We start from the raw sequence: 16971 nt of genomic DNA on the forward strand, positions 1-16971 counted from the left end.
CGCTCGCCGGGGGCTTCTAAATCAGGGGTCACACCTGAGCGGTGATACCTGTCACATGATGCCGCGCTCACTGGCACGGGGTGCCTGGAGTGATGGGCCTCACCGGGCTGGGGTTGACCCGGTGAGGCCCCTTGAACAGCCCAAAGGGGCACGAATACGCGCGTCCCCGAGGGCTCCGGCCGGGCGGTCCCCACCCCAATGGGGACCGCCCGCCCCGTCCGTGAGGACCCGGCCGGACGGATCCGACGGCTTTCGGCCGTCCGGGTTCCGGTCGCCCCACGGAAACCGGAATCAGAGGGTGCGCACGTAGCCCGGGGTGACCGATTCCGCGACGCCCTGGACACCGGTGACGGCGTTGCGGGCGAGCGGGGTGGCGGTCACGTCGTCGGCGACGGGGGTGACCTGACCGACAGTGCCGTCGGCGAAGGGGCCGACCTGACCGGTCACGCCGTACGCCAATGCCTCGGCACTCTGGCTGACCGGCTGGACGAGTCCGACGACCGGCTCGGCGACGGCCTCGGCGAACGGCGGCACCTGTCCGACGACCCCGTGCGCGAAGGGGTCGACCTCGCCGACCAGCCCCTGCGCGAGCGGCTGCACATCACCGGTCACGCCGTACGCCAGCGCGCCCGCGTCGGTCACGGCCTGCCCGGCGACGGGGGTGACGCCGTGCACCGCGGTCCGCGCGACGGGCGGCAGCACGGCACCCTGCGCGTCCTCGGTGACCTGATGGACCAGACCGCCGGCGTACGGCTGTACGTCCGCCAGGGCGCCCTCGACGACCGGGAGCGCGTCGGAGACGGTGCCGGTGGCGATGGGGAGCGCCCCGTCCAGGGCGGAGGTGGCGAGGGGTGGGGTGGCTGCGGTGGCGGTCTCCTGGGCGTGGGCCTGGGCGGCGGCGAGGGCCTGCTCCAGTTCGGGGGCGAAGGCGGAGAGGGGGCCGAAGAGGTAGTCGACGGTGTCGGAGGCGTCGGGGGTGTCGGGGGTGTTTTGCGGCACGGTCTTTGCTTCGGTCAGGGTGTCGTGGGTGGTGGCGGTTGCCGACTGCGCGGCCTGCGTGGCTCGGGCCGCCTTGACGCCCTCGGTGAGCTTGACGGCGCCGCCCTTGAGCTGGGCGGTCTTCGAAGCGGCGGTCGCCTGGGCTGCCTGCGTGGCCTTCGTCGCCTTCTCGGCGCTCGGGACGTCGACGTCGACGGCGACCTTCTCGGTGACGTCCTCGGTCACGCCCTCGGCGAGGTCGCCGGCCGGGTCGGTCGTGGCGTCCGGCACGGACAGGGTGGAGGCGGGCAGTTCGGAGGCGTTCGCGGCGGTGGAGCCGAGCGCCCACGCACCGGTGACTCCGGCGGCTATGACGATGGAGCGGCGGATGTTCTTGTTCATGCGTGCGTCAGATCCTTCGGGGACTGCGACGGGATGGGGGACATTCCGCGCCGGGTCGGGTACGACTCCGGCGGCATCCGTCCGGTGCCACAAAGGGGCTTTCCGGACGGGGCAGCCCTGCTCTAGGCAGGGGATACGGGAATGTCCCGGTACTCGTCCCGGGTCTCGTCCGCGTCGACGCGCGCGGCGGCGCCGGGCACCAGCAGCAGCGGCGCCCGGTGGTTCAGGGCGACGGCATGGGCGTCGCCGTGTCTGGGCGTGCCGTTGTCCATCGTCGCCTGGTGGTCCAGCGCACCGCCCGGACCGTCCGCGGGCGCGTGCGGCGCCGGGGCGGGCGCGGGCGGGACGGAGTCGGCACGGTGGTGGGGGTACGCCACGGCGCGGTCCACGGTGACGTCGTACGACGTGCTGGACCGCGGTCCGTGCGGCGTGCCCTTCTCGGCCTTGGCGCGCCTCGCGGAGTCGCCGGTCGAGGAGGCGCCCTGCTCCTGCTCCGGTTCCGGCTGTGGCGCCGTGGTGGTCGGTGCGGGCAGCGTCTCCACGGGCAGTTCGGGGAGCGCGGGGAGTTCCGACAGACCGGGGAGCGCGGGCAGCTCCGGCTGCTCCGGTGACTCGGGCAGCAACGTCTCTCGTGCGTCGTCCAGGCCCTCGGTCACCGCCCCGACCACGTCACCGACCGGCCGCACGACACGCTCGCCGACAGCCGGGACGAGGTGCTCGGTGACGGGCTGAAGAATCCGGTCACCGTCAGCGCCGTCACGAAGCGGCGCCTCCGGCAGCGGGCTCTGTTGAGGCGCCGGGTCCTGCGCGGTGGGCGCGGAGTCCCGCGCGGTGGGCGCGGAGTCCCGCGCGGTGGGCGCATGACCCACCTGTTCCACCACTCGTCCGAGCGACGCGCGCACCTCGCCCGCAGGCACGCCGTCCACCGCCTGCGCCTGCTGCCCCCACAGGAGGCCCAGCGCGAACAACCCGCCCACCAGCAGCGCCAGATACAGCGCACGCCGTCCGGCCGCTGTGCGCGGGATGCGCAGAGCGGCAGCGGGCGGGGCTGCTGGCGGGGTCAAGGGGGGCGGGTCCTCCCGTACGGCGGAACAAGCGTTCGCGGAGCGAGCATCGATCCTCGCACGGGGCTCCCGCGGTTGCGCAAGCCCCCTGTTACCGATGGGTACTCATGTCCCTTTTGCTGAGCCGAGTCGGGAGACAACGGGACGTCAGTACGTCGACAAATCACCGGGAAATCAGCCCGCCCAGGCCCCTCACACCGTGTCCGGCACCGGTATCGGCCGCTTCTCGATCGCCGCCGCCATCACCTCCGGGAACAGGTCCGGCGTACACGCGAACGCCGGTGCGCCCAGCGCGGCGAGCGCTGCCGCGTGCTCCCGGTCGTAAGCCGGCGCCCCCTCGTCGGAGAGCGCGAGCAGCGCCACGAACTGCACGCCCGACGCCTTCATCGCCGCCACCCGCTTCAGCATCTCGTCACGGATGCCCCCTTCGTAGAGGTCGCTGATCAGCACGACCACCGTCTCCGCGGGCCGGGTGATCTGTGATTGGCAGTACGCCAGCGCCCGGTTGATGTCCGTACCGCCGCCGAGCTGCGTGCCGAAGAGGACGTCGACCGGATCGTCGAGCTGGTCGGTGAGGTCGACGACCGCGGTGTCGAAGACCACCAGCCGGGTGTCGATCGACCGCATGGAGGCCAGCACCGCCCCGAACACCGACGCGTACACCACGGACGCCGCCATCGACCCCGACTGGTCGATGCAGAGCACGACCTCCTTCTTCACCGACTGGGAGGCGCGGCCGTAGCCGACGAGCCGCTCGGGCACGATCGTCCGGTACTCCGGGAGATAGTGCTTGAGGTTGGCGGCGATCGTGCGGTTCCAGTCGATGTCGTGGTGGCGCGGCCGGTTGATTCGCGCGCTGCGGTCGAGGGCGCCGGTCAACGTCGCCCGCGTGCGGGTGGCAAGGCGCTTCTCCAGGTCCTCGACGACCTTGCGCACCACGGCCCGTGCCGTCTCCTTGGTGGTCTCCGGCATCGCCTTGTTGAGGGAGAGCAGCGTGCCGACGAGATGCACGTCGGCCTCCACCGCCTCCAGCATCTCCGGTTCCAGGAGCAGCGTGGACAGGCCGAGCCGGTCGATGGCGTCGCGCTGCATGACCTGGACCACGGAGGAGGGGAAGTAGGTGCGGATGTCGCCGAGCCAGCGCGCGACGGACGGCGCCGACGCCCCGAGCCCCGCCGAACGGTCCTTCCCCGTCCGGGGTTTGTCCCCCTTGCCGTAGAGCGCGGTGAGCGCCCCGTCCATCGCGGCGTCCTGCCCGGCCAGTTGGCATCCGGTACCGTCGGCCGTCTCCCCGCCGAGCACCAGACGCCAGCGGCGCAGCCGCTCCTGCGCCGGGTCCGCCATCCCGGTCGTCATGCGCTCACCCCTCCGCCGAGGCCCTCCCACAGCGGCATCACAGGAACGGTCGTCGCAGGTGGCCGCCCCTCGGCCCCCAGCTCCCCCTGCCCCGCGGCGTCCGCCACCCGCGCCCGCTCCCCCGGCTCGCTCAGTCCGTCGGTCTTCATCGCGCCACCCCCACCAGTTCGACGTCGTCCGTTTCCAGCCCCAACAGCAGCCGCACCACCGGCAGTACGGCAGCCGCCCGTTCCTGATCCAGCTCGGCCGCGAACCCCGGTACGCCGACCCCCGTGGCCGCCGTCCCGCCCCGCTGCCCCGGCCCGCGCCGCACCAGCTCGCCGAGTGTTCTGCGCACCCCCGGCTCGTACGCGGAGAACGTGCGCCGCAGCAGCGGCAGTACGTCCGTGAACGCCTCCGCCGGCACGCCGGTCAGCCAGGCGTCGACCAGGCCGAGCAGGCGCTCGTCGTGCACCAGGAGCATTCCGCCGCCCGAACCGCCGCCGACGAAGCCCTCGATCCAGGCCGCTGCGTCCCCGGGCGGCGTCCCCGGCGACAGCACGAGACCCATCAGCCGAGCCGCCTCGTCCGGCTCCAACTCCCCCTCGTCCAGCAGGAGTCGTACGGCCCGTCCCCGGATCACGCCGGGCACGGTGTCGCGTACGGACAGCACCTTGAGCACCGCCCGCCAGCGGGCGCGCAGATCGCCGTGTCCCGGTGCGGGGGCGTCGCCGAGCAGGCCCACCGCGCCGTGCACCGCGTCCACATGCCGCCGTATCTCCTCCGCCGCGTCCGCGTCGAGGCCCGCGCAGGCCGGGGGCAGACCGACGAAGATCCGCTCGGCGAGGCCCGCGGCGACCTCCGCGAGCGCCCCGGTGTCGGTGCCGCGCACATCGCCGTACCGCAAGGAGCGGACCAGGGCGGGCAGGGCCTGGGCGAGATGGCCGACGTCGGTGTCGAGGGCGGCGCGGTCGGCGAGCACCCGCATCACCGTGGGCAGCGCGTCCGGCAGTTCGGCCAACAGGCACCGCTCGGCGAGCGCGGTGACCTCGGCCAGGGCCTGTGCGCCGACGGCGTCCGCCTCGGACTTGGCGATCGCGGCGGCGAGTACGGTCGTCCCCCACACCCCGGCCTCGGCGATCCGCACCGACAGCTCGGGCTCCCAGCGCAGCCGCCAGGTCTCCCGGAAGGTGCCGGTGCTCCCGCGTGAGGCGACCGGCTCGCCCCACGGCACGCCCAACAGCCGCAGCCGGTGCAGCAGCCTGCTGCGCGCGGCGTCGGTCTCCTTGCGCAGGTCCAGCTCCAGCTCGCGTTCCAGCGCCTCCGGTTTGAGCCGCAGCCGGCGCTGGGTCCGGTCGAGGTCCCGCTGCAACGGCACGGCGGGCGCGTCCGGCGGCACCTCGCCGAGCGCGTCGCCCACGACGAGCCGGTCGTGGACCAGCGCCAGCGGGACGTCCGAACCGTCGCACATCACCGCCCGTACGGCGTCGGTCGTTTCGCCCAGGCCGGGCAGGGGGCGGCCGCGCATCACCGCGAGCGTCTCGGCGAGCCGGACCGCCTCGATGACATGGGCGGAGGACACGATCCGGTCCTCGGCCCGCAGGAGCCCCGCCACCTTGGTGAGCCAGCGCTCGACGGGGCGGTCCATGGCGCGGAACAGGTGCCCGTACCAGCCCGGTGAGTCGATGCCCGCGCCGTAGCCGCTGGCCCGCGCGAGTCTGCGGTTCGTCCAGGGCACCCAGGTCATGTCCGCCTTGACCTTGGGCAGGCCCTTCAGCCGGGCCCGGTCGGCGGCGACGGTGATCCGCTCGCTCAGCGCGGGCACGTGCCAGGCCCCGCACACGACGGCCACCTCGTCGCCGAACTCCTTCTGCGCGGCCCGGATCTGGAGCCGCATGTACGCCTCCCGCACCAGGTCCCGATCATGCCCGCCGCTGCCGTACACCTCCCTGAGCGCCATCATGGCCTCCGCCAGCACGGCGAACGGCGCGAGCGGGTCCTCCGCGCCGACTCCGCGATGCTCCACCACGTCCTCCCACCAGCGCTCGGCGTCGTCGTATCCGGCGGCGTCGGCGAGCACGGCGAGGGGGTCGATCCGAACGTCGGAGGGCTCTTCGTCGGGGGGTTCCGCTTCAGCGGGTTCTGCTTCGGCGGGGGCACCCTCAGAAGGCGCCTCCTCGGAAGAGGATTCCTCGGAAGGCGCCTCCTCGGCGGGCTCCTCCTTCTCCCACGCCAGCGTGTGCGTCGCCGGAAGGTCGATGAAGCGGGCCGGTACCCCGTGGTCCAGGGCCCAGCGGATCGCCACCCACTCCGGGGAGAACTCGGCGAGCGGCCAGAACGCCGAGCGGCCGGGCTCGTCCACGGCGTGGGCGAGGAGCGCGACCGGCGGCCGCATGTGCTCGTCCGCGGCCAGCGGGATCAGGGCGTCCGCCTCGGGCGGCCCCTCGATCAGCACCGCGCGGGGCCGCGCCGCGTCCAGCGCCGCCCGCACGGCCCGCGCGGACCCGGGCCCGTGATGCCGTACGCCGAGCAGCAGCGGCCCGGTGCCGGTGCGGTCAACTTCCGTCGTCACGCCGTCCCCCTCGCCTCACGGACCACGCGCTGTCGTCGCCGCTCGTCCCCCTCCCCTGGTACGCGGTCACGCGCTCACCTCCCGGCAGGCGCGGTAGAAGTCGGTCCAGCCGTCGCGCTCGCGGACCACCGCCTCCAGGTACTCCTGCCACACGACCCGGTCGGCGGCCGGGTCACGGACGACGGCGCCGAGGATGCCCGCGGCGACATCGGCGGGGCGCAGCACGCCGTCCCCGAAGTGGGCGGAGAGGGCGAGGCCGTTGGTGACGACGGAGATCGCCTCGGCGGTCGACAGGGTGCCGCTCGGCGACTTCACCTTGGTGCGGCCGTCGGAGGTCACGCCGTCGCGCAACTCGCGGAAGACGGTGACGACCCGGCGGATCTCGTCGACGCCGTCGGGCACGGCCGGCAGGTCGAGGGAGCGGCCGATCTGGTCGACGCGCCGGGAGACGATGTCGACCTCGGCCTCGACGCTCTCCGGCAGTGGCAGCACGACCGTGTTGAAGCGGCGGCGCAGGGCGCTGGAGAGGTCGTTGACGCCGCGGTCGCGGTCGTTGGCGGTGGCGATGAGGTTGAAGCCGCGCACGGCCTGCACCTCCTGGCCCAGCTCCGGGATCGGGAGGGTCTTCTCGGACAGGATCGTGATGAGCGTGTCCTGGACGTCGGCCGGGATCCGGGTCAGCTCCTCGACCCGGGCCGTCATGCCGTCCGCCATGGCCCGCATGACGGGGCTCGGCACCAGCGCGTCCCGGCTCGGGCCGTGCGCGAGCAGCTGCGCGTAGTTCCAGCCGTACCGGATCGCCTCCTCCGGGGTGCCGGCGGTGCCCTGCACCAGCAGGGTCGAGTCGCCGCTGACGGCCGCGGCCAGGTGCTCGGAGACCCAGGTCTTGGCGGTGCCGGGCACGCCGAGCAGGAGCAGGGCGCGGTCGGTGGCGAGGGTGGTGACGGCGACCTCGACGATGCGGCGCGGTCCCACGTACTTCGGGCTGATCACGGTGCCGTCCGGCAGGGTCCCGCCGAGCAGGTAGGTCGCCACCGCCCACGGCGACAGCTTCCAGCGGGCCGGGCGGGGTCGGTCGTCCTGAGCGGCGAGCGCGGACAGTTCGGCCGCGAAGGCGTCCTCGGCGTGCGGTCGCAACGCCTCGGTCGGTGCGTTCTCGCCGGTGGTCTCGGTGGTCGGTGCTGCGGTCGCGGTCATGGCGAAGTCCCCCTCCAGCTCGGCCGGTTCGGATCTGTCACCAACCCTGCACCACCCCACTGACAATCGGCCCTGACCTGCGCAGACGTTCTCGCCGGACCGATTGTCAGTGGGGGGATCTACCTTCGATGGCATGACTCAGCAGGGGGTGCGCTGGAGCGCGGAACAGGTGCTGGCACTGGCGCCTGACGCCGCGTCACGCAAAGCGGGCAGCAAACTCGGAGCGGCGGGTCCGTGGTCCGAGGCGGGCAGTTCCGACGAGGGGACGGTGTGGGGGCTGTGCAAGGGCAGTGGCAGCAAGCCGTATCAGACGGTGGTCGACCTCGCGGACGGGGACGGCCCCGCGTACAAGTGCAGTTGTCCGAGCCGGAAGTTCCCGTGCAAGCACGCGCTCGGGCTGCTGTTGCTGTGGGCGGGCGGGGACGGGGCGGTGCCGTCGGGATCGCCGCCGGACTGGGCGGAGGAGTGGACAGCGGGCCGGAAGAAGCGCGCGGAGGAGAAGCGGGCCGAGGGCGGTTCCGGCTCCCCCGCCGGTTCGGCTGATCCGGAGGCGGCGCGGCGGCGGGCGGAGCGCCGGGCCGAGAAGGTCACCGCGGGGGCGACGGAGCTGGAGCAGCGCCTGGCGGATCTGCTGCGCGGCGGACTGGCCGGCGCGGAGCAGGCGGGGTACGGGCTGTGGGAGGAGACAGCGGCCCGCATGGTCGACGCCCAGGCATCGGGACTGGCGGCGCGGGTGCGGGAGTTGGGGGCGATCCCGTCGTCCGGACCGGGCTGGCCGGTACGGCTGCTGGAGGAGTGCGCACTGCTCCACCTCCTCGACCAGGGCTGGCTGCACCGCGAACAACTCCCCGAGGCCCTGGCGGCAACGGTCCGCTCCCGCCTCGGCCTGCCCACCTCACCCGAGGGCCCGCCGCTCCGCGACCGCTGGTTGGTCCTCGCTCAGTACGACACGGCGGACACCCGCCTGACCACCCGCCGCATCTGGCTCCACGGCACCGACTCGACCCGCACCGCCCTGCTTCTCTCCTACGGCGCCGCGGGCCGCGCCCCTGAACTGGCGCTGCCGGTCGGCCTGTCCCTGGACGCGGAACTGACCTCCTACCCCGGCGCCGGACAGGCGCGAGCGACCCTGGGAGAGCGGTTCGCCGCGCCCGTACCGACGTCGACACGGCCGCCCGGAGTGACGACGACCGAGGCCGCCGCCCACTACGGCGAGGCCCTGCGCAACGATCCTTGGCTGGACTCGGTACCGGTGACGCTGGAGCGGGTGATACCGACTCCGGACGCCGATTCCTGGCAACTGGCGGACGCCGACACGGACACAGCCCTGCCGCTCACACCGACGGCCCGCTCCCGCCCCGGTCTGTGGAAGCTGGTCGCCCTCTCGGGCGGCGCGCCGGTCAAGGTCTTCGGCGAGTGCGGCCACCGGGGCTTCACCCCGCTCGCGGCATGGCCACAGGGGCCGGGAGAGGCAGTGCCGCTGTGCTGACCTCGACGCCCAGGCGCCCACTCACCAGCACCCCGAGGAAGGGACGACCCTCATGAACAGGCCCCCTGATCCCGAGGCCTCGCCCGCGTGGGAGGAGCTCGTCACCACCGCCCTGCTCGGCACCGATCGCCGCACCCCGCCCGGCACCGGCCCGGCCCGCGAGGCGCCGGTCGCTCTGCTGGACGCGGCCGCCGTGGAGACCGTACGGCGTCGGGCGGGACTGCGTCCGGCCGCTGCGGCCGAGCGGCCCGAACCGGCGCCCGAAGAAACACGTCCCCCGCTGCCCGAGGCGGCGGCGCGCAGGCTCGCCCTGCTGCTGGCCGACCGCGCGGCTGGCGGGGGCAGTGGACGCAGGGGCACGGCGCCGGATCTCATGGAGCTGCTGCCCCAGTGGCTGACGGCGGCCAACGCCCACGGTTACGCGGCGCCCGCGCCCCTGCTGCCCGCCCTGTTGGACGCGGCCCGGGGACGCACGGACCTGCGCCCCGCGGCGCTGCGGTTCGCGGGCTCGCGCGCGGTGTGGCTGGCCCGGCTCAACCAGGACTGGCGGTTCGCCCTGCGCGCGGCCCCCGGCGCGGGGACCGCGCTGCCCCGGCCGGAGGAGCGGGAGCGGGTCCAACGCCTGTGGCAGGAGGGCCTGTTCGCCGAGCGGGTCGCGCTGCTCGCCGCGATCCGCGCGCGGGAGCCCGCCGCCGCACGGGAGCTGCTCGCGGCCACCTGGGCGACGGAGCGCGCCGAGGACCGGCTGATGTTCCTCGACTCGCTGCGCACCGGGCTGGACGCGCCGGACGAGCCGTTCCTGGAACAGGCGCTGGCCGACCGGAGCCGCAATGTGCGGGCGACGGCGGCGGAACTGCTGTCGGCGCTGCCGGAATCGGCGCTGGCCGGGCGGATGGCGGCGCGGGCGGGCGCGTGCGTGGCCGTCGACCGCACCGCGGCCACCCCGACGATCACGGTTGAAGCGCCGCACGAGTGTGATCCGAGCATGGAGCGCGACGGTGTGGTGCCCAAGGCTCCGGCGGGCCGGGGGGAAAGGTCGTGGTGGCTGGGACAGTTGGTGGAGGCGGCTCCCCTCGGGGCATGGCCGGGACGGCTCGGCGGCCGTACGCCCGCCGAGATCGTGGCGCTTCCGGTCGCGGACGACTGGCAGGCCGAGCTGCACGCCGCGTGGTGCCGGGCGGCCGTACGACAGCGGGACGCCGCCTGGGCGCGAGCGCTGCTCGGGGTGCCGTCGGCGCCGGAGGCGGGTGGTCCGGGTGCGGTGTCGCTGGCCGAGCGGGCGAAGCTGCTGGGCACGCTGGAGGCGGGCGAACGGGCCGAGTGGGTGGCCGGGTTCATCGCGGCGCACGGGCTGTCCGAGGCGTTCCAGCTGCTGGGGGTGTGTGCCGTGCCATGGGCCGCGCCGCTCGGGCGGGCGGTCGTCGACGCGCTCAATATCGCGCGGGACGCGGGGAGTTATCCATGGAGTTTCAGCGGAGTGATGGGACTGGCCGAGCGCTGCCTCGACCCGGCGGAGGCGAGCCGCCTCGACGGCCTGCTGGCGGTGCCGGACGAGCCGGAGGACGCGTCGCCGGGGGCCGGGGGGTACTGGGCGGAGGCGTTCCAGCGCCTGATGACAACGCTGCGGTTGCGGGCGGCGATGCTGGAGGAGTTGCGCCCGGCCCAGGTCAATGGCTGACCTGGGCTGCGACTGAGGGAGTGCCTCCCCCAGAGGGGGGGACCCCCAGCCCACCCGTGCCGCCCCGGCGGCACGACTGCCCGCGGCCGGGCGGATACGGACTACGCCTCCGCCGTCTGCCTCACGTTCGCACGGACCCAGTCCACGATCGACTGCGTCGTGGCCCCAGGCGTGAAGATCTCCGCGACGCCCTTCTCCTTCAGCGGGGCGATGTCCGCCTCGGGGATGATCCCGCCGCCGAAGACCAGGATGTCCGCCGCGTCCCGCTCCTTGAGCAGCGCGATCACCGCGGCGAACAGCGTGTTGTGCGCGCCGGAGAGGATGGACAGACCGATCGCGTCGGCGTCCTCCTGGATCGCGGTGTCGACGATCTGCTCGGGCGTCTGATGCAGCCCGGTGTAGATGACCTCCATACCGGCGTCGCGCAGCGCCCGCGCGATCACCTTCGCACCCCGATCGTGGCCGTCGAGCCCCGGCTTGGCCACCACCACGCGGATCGGACCGGCTGCCACACCCATCACTGCCTCCATGAAGCGACTACATCCATCCGTACGGACAAGTACCGCACACACCGCTCGAGCCGTGCACGCCGAACCCGCCGTGGCACGGAAGCCCCGTGCCATACCGCCCGGGGAAGTGAACGAACGTTATCGCCAGCATCCCGCAACCGGCAGTTTCACGGTGGAGACCGAGGGGGAAATCACACGGTGGGACACGTTCGCCGCGCATCACAACACGCGCAACGGGAGCCGCAACGAGGTCGCCGCACCACCGCGCCGCAGGCCGCGCGGCGTGGTGATGCGGCGCGTCGACGAGGGCACGAAGAGCACGCAGGGCAGGTACGGCACGACAGCGGGGAGCCTCGTCGCCACACCGGCAGGGAGCCTCGTCACATCACCGGCGTCGCCGACGCCACACGCCGCACTCGCCCCGCACCGCCCGCTCGCGCCCCTTCGGCCTGCCTCGGCGCGACTTCCCATGAGGGCACACGGGGGACTGAGGCGTCCTCGGGTGTGCCGACAGGAGGTCGGCCATGAGCGTCACCAAGGCAGTGCTGCCCCTTCTCCCCCTCTGTCAGCGGCTTCTGCCGAGCCGGCTGGCGGGACTGTCCATGGCGCTGCTGAAGGCCACCGCCCTCGAGATCGCGATCCTCGCCGGACACCTCCTCCTCTATCCCTCCGGAATCGCCCAGGAACGCAAGGCGGCACTTCCACCACAGGGCTCACCGGACACGCACCGGCTGCCCACGGAGACCCACCCCCCGGTCGTCCTGCTGCACGGCTTCATCGACAACCGCTCCGTCTTCGTGCTGCTGCGCCGCAGTCTCGCCCAGCACGGCAGGCACCGGATCGAGTCGCTCAACTACTCTCCGCTGACCTGTGACATCCGTACGGCCGCCGAGCTGCTCGGCCGGCACATCGAGGAGATCTGCGCGCGCACCGGAAGCCGGCGGGTCGATGTCGTCGGGCACAGCCTCGGTGGGCTGATCGCCCGCTATTACGTCCAGCGACTCGGCGGGGATCTGCGGGTGCGGACACTGGTCACGCTCGGCACCCCGCACTCCGGCACCAAGGTGGTGCCGCTGGCCAACGCGCACCCCATCGTGCGGCAGATGCGCCCCGGCTCGGCGGTGCTGGAGGAGCTGGCCCAGCCCGCGCCCGGCTGCCGTACGCATTTCGTCAGTTTCTGGAGCGACCTCGACCACATCATGGACCCGCTGGAGACCGCCTGTATCGACCACCCCGATCTGCTGGCGCAGAACGTGCGGGTGAGCGGCGTCGGTCATCTCGCCCTGCCGGTGCACCCGGCCGTGGCGGCGGGGATACGCCAGGCCCTCGACAGTGAACCGACGGGAGCAACGGAAGCCGCGGAAGTCGCCCCGGCGGGCGGTCTGACCGTGGCGTGACCGCGATCCAACTCGAACACTCTTCGAACACAAGGCCAAACTCGCGCCCACAGTCCCCCGAAACACGGCCGAATGCCCGTTTCCTGGGAGCGGGAAACCTGCCGAAGATTGTCGTGCCCGCGTACCGCCGGGTACAGTCGCCGCACTGCTCTGGCAGCCCCTGTTGTCGAGGCGAAAGAGAAGTCGGTGAACGACCGTCACCCGTCGGGGACCATGACCACCCCGGCTCCGGCTTCCGATGCCGCCTCGGCGCACTACGCGTCGTACGGCTCGCAGGAAGCCCAGTACGGCGACTTCACCACGTACGCGACGTACGACGCCACCGGTTTTCAGCAGACCACGCAGACCACCGGAACCTTCGACGCCGACCCGCTGTTCGGCACGCTGCCGGGCGACGGCGGCACCGGCGCGTACGACTCGACGCATTGGACCAGCGGCGGCCAGCAGACCCTGAACTACGACGCGTACGCGGCCCAGCATCACGCCGCCTACGACACCGGCGCCTACGAGACGACGGCCTGGGCGGCCGAGTATCAGCAACTGTCCTGCGTACCGCCGCAGTCCACCGGCCCCGAGGCGAGCGGCCACTGGGACGCGAGCGCCTGGAACCAGCCCGAGCACGTTGCCGACCAGACCCAGCACTGGGAATGGGGCGCGCAGACCTTCGACACCGGCGCCTACGACGCCACGCAGTGGAACTCCGACGGCGCCACGGCCGGGGCGGACGACTACGAGCACCGGGCCGAATCGTTCGACCAGGTCATCGCGGAGGACCTGCCGTACGACGAAACCACCTCCGGTGAGGGCGAGTTGACCGCCACCGGTGAGCTGCCCGCCGTCACTCCCCTCCTCGACGACCAGGAGGAGCTCGGCCCCGTCCCCGGCTCCCGCACCGCCGCCCGCGCGGCCCGCTCCCGCCGCCGTCCCCCCGCCAAGCGCTCCGCGCTGCTGACCGTCGCCGTGCCGTCGGCCTGCGTGATGGGCGTGGCCGGGATCGCCGCCGCCTCCGTCGGCACCCTGACGACGGACGAGAAGGACACCGCGACGACCGCCTCGGACGCGCAGGCCGTCAAGCCGTCGGCCGCCAACAACAAGCTGGACACGCAGCTCGAGAGCCTCTCCGCGGGCGCCGACGACTTCGCCGACCGGGCCAGCCGGACGCAGGAGCGCATCGACCTCAAGGCCGAGCAGGAGGCCGAGCGGAAGAAGGCGGCCGAGGAAGCGGCCCGCAAGGAGCGGCTGCGCCCCAAGTTCGCCCTGCCGGTCGCCCAGCACGGGCTCAGCGCCTACTACGGCCAGGCCGGCATCAACTGGATGTCGGTGCACAGCGGCATCGACTTCCCGGTGTCCTACGGCACCACGGTGATGGCCGCGACCGACGGCACCGTGCGCACCCAGTGGAACAGCGCCTACGGCAACATGATGATCGTGACCGCGATGGACGGCACGGAGACGTGGTACTGCCACCTCTCCACGTACCAGGTCGCCTCCGGTACGACGGTGAAGGCCGGCGACCCGATCGCGTACTCCGGCAACTCCGGCAACTCCACCGGTCCGCACCTGCACTTCGAGGTCCGTCCGGGCGGCGGCTCGGCCATCGACCCGCTCGCGTGGCTGCGCAGCCACGGGCTGGAACCCTCGTAGGCCCAGCCCCCGGCTCGCGGAACTACAGCTTCTCCACCGGCGCGTAGCGCAGCAGCAGCCGCTTGGGCTTGGTGTCACCGAAGTCGATCGTCGCCTCGGCGTTGGCGCCGGTGCCCTTGACCGCCATCACGGTGCCGAGCCCGAACTGGTCGTGCGTCACCCGGTCGCCCACCGCCAGCGCGACGACCGGCTGCTCGGAGGTGCGGCGGGTGGCGAAGCCGGAGGCGCCGGAGGCCGCCGAGCGGGAGCGGGACGAGGACAGCGAGGCCGCCACGCCCGAAGCGGGCCCGGAGGACACCGGCGAGGTGGCACCCGTGCGCTTCCAGTCCACGTGCTGCGCCGGGATCTCCTCCAGGAAGCGGGAGGGCGGGTTGTACGACGGCTGCCCCCACGCGCTGCGCATCGACGAGCGCGTCAGATACAGGCGTTCCCGCGCGCGGGTGATGCCGACGTAGGCGAGGCGCCGCTCCTCCTCCAGTTCCTTGGTCTGGCCGAGGGCGCGCATGTGCGGGAAGACGCCGTCCTCCATGCCGGTGAGGAAGACGACCGGGAACTCCAGGCCCTTGGCGGTGTGCAGGGTCATCAGGGTGATGACTCCGGAGCCGTCCTCGTCCTCGTCGGGGATCTGGTCGGAGTCGGCGACGAGCGCGACCCGCTCCAGGAAGTCGGCGAGCCCGCCCGGGGTCTCCTCGGACTCCTGCTCGAACTCCAGGGCCACGGCGGCGAGTTCCTGGAGGTTCTCGATCCGGGTCTCGTCCTGCGGGTCGGTGGAGGCCTGCAACTCGGCGAGGTAGCCGGTGCGTTCGAGGACGGCTTCGAGGACGGTCGCGGGTCCGGCGCCGGACTCCACGATCGTGCGCAGCTCCTCCATCAGCGTGTTGAACCGCTTGACGGCGTTGGTGGAGCGCGCGGCCATGCCGTACGCCTCGTCCACGCGCTTGAGGGCTTGCGGGAAGCTGATCTTCTCCCGCTGGGAGAGCGCGTCGATCATGGCCTCGGCGCGCTCGCCGATGCCGCGCTTGGGGACGTTCAGGATCCGCCGCAGCGGGACCGAGTCCTCCGGGTTGGCCAGCACTCGCAGGTAGGCCAGGACGTCCCGGACCTCCTTGCGCTCGTAGAAGCGGACGCCGCCGACGACCTTGTAGGGCAGGCCCACGCGGATGAAGATCTCTTCGAAGACGCGGGACTGGGCGTTGGTGCGGTAGAAGACGGCGACGTCGCCGGCCTTCGCGTCGCCCGCGTCCGTGAGGCGGTCTATCTCGTCGGCGACGAACTGGGCCTCGTCGTGCTCGGTGTCGGCGACGTAGCCGGTGATGCGCGCGCCCGCGCCCGCGTTGGTCCACAGGTTCTTGGGGCGGCGGGACTCGTTGCGCTCGATGACCGCGTTGGCGGCGGTCAGGATGGTCTGCGTGGAGCGGTAGTTCTGTTCCAGCAGGATCGTCGTCGCGTCCGGGTAGTCCTCCTCGAACTGGAGGATGTTGCGGATGGTCGCGCCGCGGAAGGCGTAGATCGACTGGTCGGCGTCGCCCACGACGCACAGCTCGGCGGGCGGGAGCTCCGCCTCGGGCGGTACGTCGACGGGGTGCTCGGAGGTGCCCACCAGCTCGCGCACGAGCGCGTACTGGGCGTGGTTGGTGTCCTGGTACTCGTCGACGAGGACGTGGCGGAAGCGGCGGCGGTAGTGCTCGGCGACGTCCGGGAAGGCGCGCAGCAGGTTGACCGTCGTCATGATCAGGTCGTCGAAGTCGAGGGCGTTGGCCTCGCGCAGCCGCGACTGGTAGAGCGCGTACGCCTGGGCGAGGGTCTTCTCGAAGCCGTCGGCGGCCTGGGCGGCGAAGTCCTCCTCGTCGATCAGCTCGTTCTTGAGGTTGCTGATCTTGGCGCTGAAGGACTTGGGCGGGAACTTCTTGGGGTCGAGGTCGAGGTCCCGGCAGACCAGGGCCATCAACCGCTTGGAGTCGGCGGCGTCGTAGATCGAGAACGACGAGGTGAACCCGAGCTTCTTGCTCTCCCGGCGCAGGATGCGGACGCACGCGCTGTGGAAGGTCATCACCCACATCGCGTTCGCGCGCGGGCCGACGAGCTGCTCGACGCGCTCCTTCATCTCACCCGCGGCCTTGTTGGTGAAGGTGATCGCGAGGATCTGGCCGGGGTGCACATTCCGCTCGGCGAGCAGATGGGCGATGCGGTGCGTGAGCACGCGGGTCTTGCCGGAGCCGGCGCCGGCCACGATGAGCAGCGGGGTGCCGGAGTGGACGACGGCCGCGCGCTGGTTCTCGTTGAGCCCCTCGATGAGCGCGGCGGCGTCGAGCGCCGGGCGCGGGGCGCCGTCGCGGTAGTAGGCGTCCCGGTCCGGCGGCACGTCGAACTTCCCACCGAACAGATCGTCCGGAACCGACTCCGGAGCGTGTTCGTCCTCGGGCGGCGGCGGCTCTTCCTCGTGGGCCCGAGGGGCCTGGAGGTCCGCCAGGAAGCTGTCGTCAAAGAGGCTGCTCATCGCTCTCCGAGTCTAGGGGGCCCCACTGACAGTCGCCGCCGCCCCCGGAACATCGGGCACTTTCGGATGCCGATGATCTTCCTGGGTCTTGCCGAGCCTTTCCGGCCCGCTCGCGATCACGCGGCCGGGGCAGGGCCGCGACACCGACGCCAATGCCATGAAAACGGGCTGATGACACCACCCCGGAGGAAAGATTCGCGAACCGGTAC

General features: G+C 72.7%; 12 protein-coding genes. 4 read left to right on the forward strand and 8 right to left on the reverse strand.

The annotated features are described in order from the left end of the window. Window positions 1-291: 291 nt before the first annotated feature. The 6 genes from BN159_RS17640 to BN159_RS17660 all read right to left on the reverse strand — a co-directional run bounded on the left by BN159_RS17640 (window position 292) and on the right by BN159_RS17660 (window position 7548). The gene (locus BN159_RS17640) at window positions 292-1380 is read right to left on the reverse strand and encodes a hypothetical protein (protein WP_015658363.1); all 1089 of its coding nucleotides are present in this window, start codon (window positions 1378-1380) and stop codon (window positions 292-294) included. Window positions 1381-1502: 122 nt separating this feature from the next. Further along, window positions 1503-2444 carry a hypothetical protein gene (locus BN159_RS17645; RefSeq protein ID WP_015658364.1) on the reverse strand — a complete coding sequence of 314 codons (942 nt, stop codon included), beginning with the start codon at window positions 2442-2444 and terminating at the stop codon, window positions 1503-1505. Between the two features lie 192 nt (window positions 2445-2636). Next, window positions 2637-3800 carry a VWA domain-containing protein gene (locus BN159_RS17650; protein WP_015658365.1) on the reverse strand — a complete coding sequence of 388 codons (1164 nt, stop codon included), beginning with the start codon at window positions 3798-3800 and terminating at the stop codon, window positions 2637-2639. Then, window positions 3797-3949 (reverse strand): hypothetical protein, encoded by a 153-nt coding sequence (locus tag BN159_RS45755; RefSeq protein ID WP_015658366.1) that lies wholly within the window; start codon window positions 3947-3949, stop codon window positions 3797-3799. Before BN159_RS45755 ends, BN159_RS17650 begins: the two co-directional genes overlap by 4 nt. Next, complete coding sequence (locus BN159_RS42850; RefSeq protein ID WP_015658367.1) at window positions 3946-6351, reverse strand: DUF5682 family protein; 2406 nt, start codon at window positions 6349-6351, stop codon at window positions 3946-3948. Before BN159_RS42850 ends, BN159_RS45755 begins: the two co-directional genes overlap by 4 nt. 66 nt (window positions 6352-6417) lie before the next feature. Next, on the reverse strand, window positions 6418-7548 hold the full coding sequence (locus tag BN159_RS17660) for an ATP-binding protein (RefSeq protein ID WP_015658368.1): 1131 nt from the start codon (window positions 7546-7548) through the stop codon (window positions 6418-6420). A gap of 133 nt (window positions 7549-7681) precedes the next feature. On the opposite strand from BN159_RS17660, the gene BN159_RS17665 reads away from it, so the two are divergent. Together BN159_RS17665 and BN159_RS17670 are read left to right on the forward strand one after the other, a co-directional pair. Next, window positions 7682-9037: an SWIM zinc finger family protein gene (locus BN159_RS17665; protein ID WP_015658369.1), complete on the forward strand. Its 1356-nt coding sequence runs from the start codon at window positions 7682-7684 to the stop codon at window positions 9035-9037. A 52-nt stretch (window positions 9038-9089) separates the two neighbouring features. Further along, on the forward strand, window positions 9090-10715 hold the full coding sequence (locus BN159_RS17670) for a DUF5691 domain-containing protein (protein WP_015658370.1): 1626 nt from the start codon (window positions 9090-9092) through the stop codon (window positions 10713-10715). Window positions 10716-10816: 101 nt separating this feature from the next. Here BN159_RS17670 and BN159_RS17675 read toward each other — a convergent pair whose 3' ends face one another. Continuing rightward, window positions 10817-11233: a cobalamin B12-binding domain-containing protein gene (locus BN159_RS17675; RefSeq protein ID WP_015658371.1), complete on the reverse strand. Its 417-nt coding sequence runs from the start codon at window positions 11231-11233 to the stop codon at window positions 10817-10819. A gap of 515 nt (window positions 11234-11748) precedes the next feature. Between BN159_RS17675 and BN159_RS17680 the strand changes: the two genes are divergently transcribed. Beyond that, window positions 11749-12621, forward strand: a complete 873-nt coding sequence (locus tag BN159_RS17680; protein ID WP_015658372.1) for an esterase/lipase family protein — start codon at window positions 11749-11751, stop codon at window positions 12619-12621. Between the two features lie 213 nt (window positions 12622-12834). After that, entirely contained in the window at window positions 12835-14265 is a 1431-nt protein-coding gene (locus BN159_RS17685; RefSeq protein WP_015658373.1) for a M23 family metallopeptidase, read from the forward strand. Between the two features lie 22 nt (window positions 14266-14287). Here BN159_RS17685 and pcrA read toward each other — a convergent pair whose 3' ends face one another. Beyond that, complete coding sequence (pcrA, locus tag BN159_RS17690; RefSeq protein ID WP_015658374.1) at window positions 14288-16762, reverse strand: DNA helicase PcrA; 2475 nt, start codon at window positions 16760-16762, stop codon at window positions 14288-14290. Between the last annotated feature and the right edge of the window lie 209 nt (window positions 16763-16971).

The organism is Streptomyces davaonensis JCM 4913 (genome assembly GCF_000349325.1).
In the GTDB taxonomy this organism is placed as follows: domain Bacteria; phylum Actinomycetota; class Actinomycetes; order Streptomycetales; family Streptomycetaceae; genus Streptomyces; species Streptomyces davaonensis.

Excerpts from the sequence above, each read along its gene's own strand:
- BN159_RS17640 (WP_015658363.1), bottom strand. The coding sequence starts at position 1,380 with ATGAACAAGAACATCCGCCGCTCCATCGTCATAGCCGCCGGAGTCACC.
- BN159_RS17650 (WP_015658365.1), bottom strand. The coding sequence starts at position 3,800 with ATGACGACCGGGATGGCGGACCCGGCGCAGGAGCGGCTGCGCCGCTGG.
- BN159_RS45755 (WP_015658366.1), bottom strand. The coding sequence starts at position 3,949 with ATGAAGACCGACGGACTGAGCGAGCCGGGGGAGCGGGCGCGGGTGGCG.
- BN159_RS17660 (WP_015658368.1), bottom strand. The coding sequence starts at position 7,548 with ATGACCGCGACCGCAGCACCGACCACCGAGACCACCGGCGAGAACGCA.
- BN159_RS17665 (WP_015658369.1), top strand. The coding sequence starts at position 7,682 with ATGACTCAGCAGGGGGTGCGCTGGAGCGCGGAACAGGTGCTGGCACTG.
- BN159_RS17670 (WP_015658370.1), top strand. The coding sequence starts at position 9,090 with ATGAACAGGCCCCCTGATCCCGAGGCCTCGCCCGCGTGGGAGGAGCTC.
- BN159_RS17675 (WP_015658371.1), bottom strand. The coding sequence starts at position 11,233 with ATGGGTGTGGCAGCCGGTCCGATCCGCGTGGTGGTGGCCAAGCCGGGG.
- BN159_RS17680 (WP_015658372.1), top strand. The coding sequence starts at position 11,749 with ATGAGCGTCACCAAGGCAGTGCTGCCCCTTCTCCCCCTCTGTCAGCGG.
- BN159_RS17685 (WP_015658373.1), top strand. The coding sequence starts at position 12,835 with ATGACCACCCCGGCTCCGGCTTCCGATGCCGCCTCGGCGCACTACGCG.
- pcrA (WP_015658374.1), bottom strand. The coding sequence starts at position 16,762 with ATGAGCAGCCTCTTTGACGACAGCTTCCTGGCGGACCTCCAGGCCCCT.